We start from the raw sequence: 4286 nt of genomic DNA on the forward strand, positions 1-4286 counted from the left end.
ATCTGGCGCGACGACCTGGTGCGCACGATCGAGTACGGCGCCGTCGACACCCCGCAGGAGGCCGGGATGCAGCCCCGCAGCGGGTGCACGCTCGACTCCGCCGCCCTGACCGATGAGCGTTTCGCCGTGTCCGAGCGCTGCCCCGGCGACGACTCGGTCCGCCTGACGCTGTCGGCGACCGTGCCGGAGGACAACCGCAAGCCGGAGGAGATCGCCTCTGACGTCACCGGCGCCGACGAGATGTGGGTGCTGGGGATGACCGACGAGGGCACGCTGGCGTTGACGCGGCGCGGCACCGCCTGGGCGGTCGAGTGGTTCACCTCGCCCGTGGAGTTCGCGCCCGTCCTGCCGCTGCCCGCGCAGCCGCAGCACCTGCCGTCCCAGGCCGCGGTGTCGGGTGACAATACGCAGTTGCGGTGGTTCGACGGCGCCGCGACGCACGCCTTCGACCTCGAGGCCGGGATCTATCAGTGGACCGCTGCCGGGGCGTGGGGGCCGGGGTTGACCGGCGGGTGGTCGCCGGATCCGGAGGATCACACGGCGCGGGACTGGGTCCTGGTCCCGCGCGCCGGGGGGTTCGCGGTCCTGGACCACGACACCGGTGCGGAACTGCGGTGGTTGGACGCCGCGGTCGGTGCACCGGGAGAAAACCGGGAATTTGACGACGACGACGCCGCCATCACCGGCCTGTCCCAGATCGGCGACATCCTCTACGCACGCAGCCAGGGCGAGATCCACGCCTTCAAGATGCGCGCCTGACCGAACGGTCTGATCAGGGGGCGGCCTCGTGCGGCTGCGTGGTCAGTTGGCGTACCACTCGACCGCGTCGCCGCGCAGCAGCGCCGCCAGCGCGACCGCACACGAGACCGCCAGGACGATCGCCCCGGCGAACAGCGGAACCCCGACGCCGCCGAAGAGTGCCGACCCCGTGGCCCCGAAGACACTCGACCCGACCGCCACCAGGATGAGCAGTTCGGCGATCAGCACCAGGCCCCTGCCCCAACGCCGGCCCCGCAGGAGCCCGACGCCGGCCGCCATGAGCGCGCCTCCGAGAATCACGAACCACACCGCGGTGGCGTAGCCGCTGATCATCACGGTCTCCTCGCGGTGCCCGGCTATCGCGCGCACGATCAGCACGATCGCGGTCACCAGCCCGATGAGTCCCTGGGCTGCCGAGATCCATCCGGCGATCCGGACGGAGGTGGGGATCGCGGTGCGCGGATCAGCCGGTCGGCCGTGGTTTTCAGGTCGCCTCGTGTTCACCACTCAAGACTAGGCCGCAGCCTTTCGCCGGGGTGGACCGACCGGATCCGACGTGGGAAATAACATCCGTTACGGCCCCTGCGGTGCGGTTTCTCGCCGATTTGACAATTGGCGTGACGTTTACCACATAGCCATTAAAGAGGGTTGACTTGTCCGCGAATCGTGGGACGATCATTCGTAACAGCGCAGACACACCGTGTTTGCTTTGCCTTAACCGAGAGCCTCTCCGGAACGGAGTGAGCGCGCGGAGCGGGTACACCCCACCACCCCGCCGGGTGCTGACGATTCTGCTCGTCTGCCCATGGATCATAGCCGGTCCGTGTGGCTTCGACGATCAATTCGTGCTGCCCGGCGCATCCGACCACGGTCTCACACTTGAAGGAGTTCCCCATGGATTGGCGCCACAAGGCCATCTGCCGCGACGAGGATCCCGAGCTGTTCTTCCCCGTCGGTAATTCCGGTCCCGCCCTCGCCCAGATCGCCGAGGCGAAGATCGTCTGCAACCGTTGCCCCGTCACCGCCGAGTGCCTCTCGTGGGCCCTCGAGTCCGGCCAGGACGCGGGCGTCTGGGGCGGCATGAGCGAGGACGAGCGTCGCGCTCTCAAGCGTCGCCGGGCCCGCACCCGCACCACCGTCTGATACGTCTCGACTGATCCGTCACCGCGTACGCGGTTCGCCTCCTCGGGTCCCTCCACGAGGCCGGACGGCAGTAGACACGAAGGCCGGTTTCCACTCCAGCAGGAGCGGAAACCGGCCTTCGTCTCGTTCTGCTCGAACTACCGGTTCGTCTACGCGTCGAGCTACCGGAGTGTCAGTCGATCACGGCGATGAGGTCGCCGGCCTGGATCACGTCTCCGGGCTTCACGGCCACCTCGGACACGGTGCCGGAGGTCTCGCACAGCACCGGGATCTCCATCTTCATCGACTCCAGGAGGACAATCGTGTCGCCTTCGGAGACCTCGGTGCCGACGGCGGAGACGACCTCCATGACGTTGGCGACCATCTCAGCACGGACCTGTTCAGCCATAAGATTGCTTCCTCTGCTTCTTCCATGACGGCCCCCGGACACCACCAATGCAACCACATGGGCCCGCTCGTGGGAGACTTGGATGCACAGATCGAAAGGAGCCACCATGAGCAAGCGTGGTCGCAAGCGCAAGGATCGCCGTAAGAAGAACGCCAACCACGGCAAGCGTCCCAACAGCTGAGTTCGGACTGCTGACCGCACGAGGGGCGGGCACCTGATCGGTGCCCGCCCCTCATGTGTATCCCGTGATCCGGGTCAGCGTGTGTTGCGACGTTCCACGGTCGTGCGGCTGTGGACGACCGTCATGCCGTCGGAATCGGTGGTGGTGACGGTCGTTCGCCGGATTTCCACCATGAGGCGCTCACGGAGCCCACTGGGCGCCTTCTCGCAGCACGAGCGGGACAGCTTGGCCTTGAGCCGCCGCTCCGAGAGAAACCTCTCCCGACAGTCGGGACAGCCGGCCAGGTGATGCTCCAGACGGGAACGACAGGCGTCGTCGCACTCGAGATCCACCAGCAACGACAGGTCCCGAAGGGCTTCGCCACAGTCGATCTCCTGAAGGCGGGGGTCATGATCCTTCATCAGTTCTCCCCCTCCTTCGCACTACGACCGTATCCACGGTCGGTCGCGACATCCCTCAGGAGTTCACGCAACTGCTTGCGCCCACGATGCAGCCGCGACATCACGGTCCCCAGCGGGGTGTCCATGATCTCGGCGATCTCCTTGTAGGGCAGATCCATGACGTCGGCGTAGTACACCGCCATCCGGAACTCCTCCGGAAGCTCGGCCAGCGCTGCACGGATCTCGTCATCCGGTAGCAGCTCCATGGCCTCGACCTCCGCGGACCGCAGGCCCGTCGAGGTGTGCTCGGCCGCCGCCGCCAACTGCCAGTCCATGATCTCGTCAGTCGGATACTGCGCCGGCTGGCGCTGCCGCTTGCGGTAGTGGTTGATGTACGCGTTGGTGAGGATGCGGTGCATCCAGGCCCGGAAATTCGTGCCCGGCTTGAACGAGTGGAAACCCGCGAAGGCCTTGGCGTAGGCCTCCTGCACCAGATCCTCGGCATCGGCCGGGTTCCGGGTCATCCGCAGTGCGGCACCGTACAGCTGATCCAGAAGCGGCATGGCCAGCTCCTCGAACTGCTCGGCGCGCTGGTCTGCCTCATCTTGCTGCAACTCGGTAGGCAACCGGAACTCCTCACCTGTTGATGTAGCGGAGTCTAGTCGCACGCCCGGGGCGTCGAGGACCGCGGTCCGCATCGCACCCTCCTTCCCGACCCGGGTGCCACTCCCGGGCTCTCGATCCTGATCAACGCCACCGCTGGTGCCCGTATTCCACAAGCCGCGCGCAGTACGCTTCACCCGTGGCAAAACAGAAGGGCAAACCAGGCGGTGCCGCGACGCCCGCGATCACCGCGCTGCACGCCGCCGGGGTCGAGCACACCGTGCACACCTACTCCTCGACCGGCAACGACTACGGCGACGAGGCCGCGCGCATCATGGGTGAACGCCTGGGTGTGCCGGCTGACCGGATCGTCAAGACCCTGGTGCTGGCAACGGACCGCCCACCCGCCGGGTCGCGGGTGGCCCTGGCCGTCGCGGTTCTGCCCGTCACGACATCCCTGGATCTCAAGGCCGCGGCGGCCGCTCTCGGCTGTGCCAAAGCCTCGCTCGCGCCGGTCGACCAGGCGGAGAAGACCACTGGCTACGTCGTGGGTGGGGTCTCCCCGCTCGGGCAGAAACGACGGCTGCCCACGGTCGTCGACGCCTCCGTGCTCGAGTATCCGACCGTCCTGTGCAGTGCGGGCCGGCGCGGCTGGGAGATCGAACTGCGCGGCACCGACCTCGTGGCACTGACCGAGGCGGTCGTCGCGCCCATCGCCGCCGGGCACGCCCACTGACACCGGGCATCGCGCCAGCCCACTCGCTGTAACCCTGACTGCGACCGGCGGACGGCTGCAGGCTGGCGGCTCGCGGCTCGCGGCTGGCGGCTGGCG

The 4286-nt window shown here is 67.6% G+C and carries 7 protein-coding genes and 1 pseudogene; 4 read left to right on the forward strand and 4 right to left on the reverse strand.

The window, feature by feature from the left end; translation table 11 throughout:
* Window positions 1-759, forward strand: a pseudogene (locus G6016_RS13720) (hypothetical protein); the annotation flags it as partial.
* Window positions 760-801: 42 nt separating this feature from the next.
* Here G6016_RS13720 and G6016_RS13725 read toward each other — a convergent pair.
* Window positions 802-1263 (reverse strand): hypothetical protein, encoded by a 462-nt coding sequence (locus G6016_RS13725; protein WP_182633192.1) that lies wholly within the window; start codon window positions 1261-1263, stop codon window positions 802-804.
* Window positions 1264-1653: 390 nt separating this feature from the next.
* On the opposite strand from G6016_RS13725, the gene G6016_RS13730 reads away from it, so the two are divergent.
* Entirely contained in the window at window positions 1654-1902 is a 249-nt protein-coding gene (locus G6016_RS13730; protein ID WP_163376657.1) for a WhiB family transcriptional regulator, read from the forward strand.
* A 172-nt stretch (window positions 1903-2074) separates the two neighbouring features.
* Here the strand turns inward: G6016_RS13730 and G6016_RS13735 are convergent, their stop codons facing one another.
* Complete coding sequence (locus tag G6016_RS13735; RefSeq protein WP_182633193.1) at window positions 2075-2290, reverse strand: biotin/lipoyl-binding carrier protein; 216 nt, start codon at window positions 2288-2290, stop codon at window positions 2075-2077.
* Between the two features lie 106 nt (window positions 2291-2396).
* On the opposite strand from G6016_RS13735, the gene G6016_RS17850 reads away from it, so the two are divergent.
* Window positions 2397-2471, forward strand: a complete 75-nt coding sequence (locus G6016_RS17850; RefSeq protein WP_380023015.1) for a 50S ribosomal protein bL37 — start codon at window positions 2397-2399, stop codon at window positions 2469-2471.
* A 74-nt stretch (window positions 2472-2545) separates the two neighbouring features.
* Here G6016_RS17850 and rsrA read toward each other — a convergent pair whose 3' ends face one another.
* Both rsrA and G6016_RS13745 read right to left on the reverse strand, forming a co-directional pair.
* On the reverse strand, window positions 2546-2872 hold the full coding sequence (rsrA, locus tag G6016_RS13740; RefSeq protein ID WP_182633194.1) for a mycothiol system anti-sigma-R factor: 327 nt from the start codon (window positions 2870-2872) through the stop codon (window positions 2546-2548).
* On the reverse strand, window positions 2872-3549 hold the full coding sequence (locus tag G6016_RS13745) for a sigma-70 family RNA polymerase sigma factor (protein WP_182633195.1): 678 nt from the start codon (window positions 3547-3549) through the stop codon (window positions 2872-2874). The genes rsrA and G6016_RS13745 overlap by 1 nt, the downstream gene beginning before the upstream one ends.
* 104 nt (window positions 3550-3653) lie before the next feature.
* Here G6016_RS13745 and G6016_RS13750 point away from each other — a divergent pair, with 104 nt between their 5' ends.
* On the forward strand, window positions 3654-4190 hold the full coding sequence (locus G6016_RS13750) for an aminoacyl-tRNA deacylase (protein WP_338403616.1): 537 nt from the start codon (window positions 3654-3656) through the stop codon (window positions 4188-4190).
* Window positions 4191-4286: the final 96 nt, after the last annotated feature.

The organism is Dietzia aerolata (genome assembly GCF_014144865.1).
Taxonomy (GTDB): domain Bacteria; phylum Actinomycetota; class Actinomycetes; order Mycobacteriales; family Mycobacteriaceae; genus Dietzia; species Dietzia aerolata.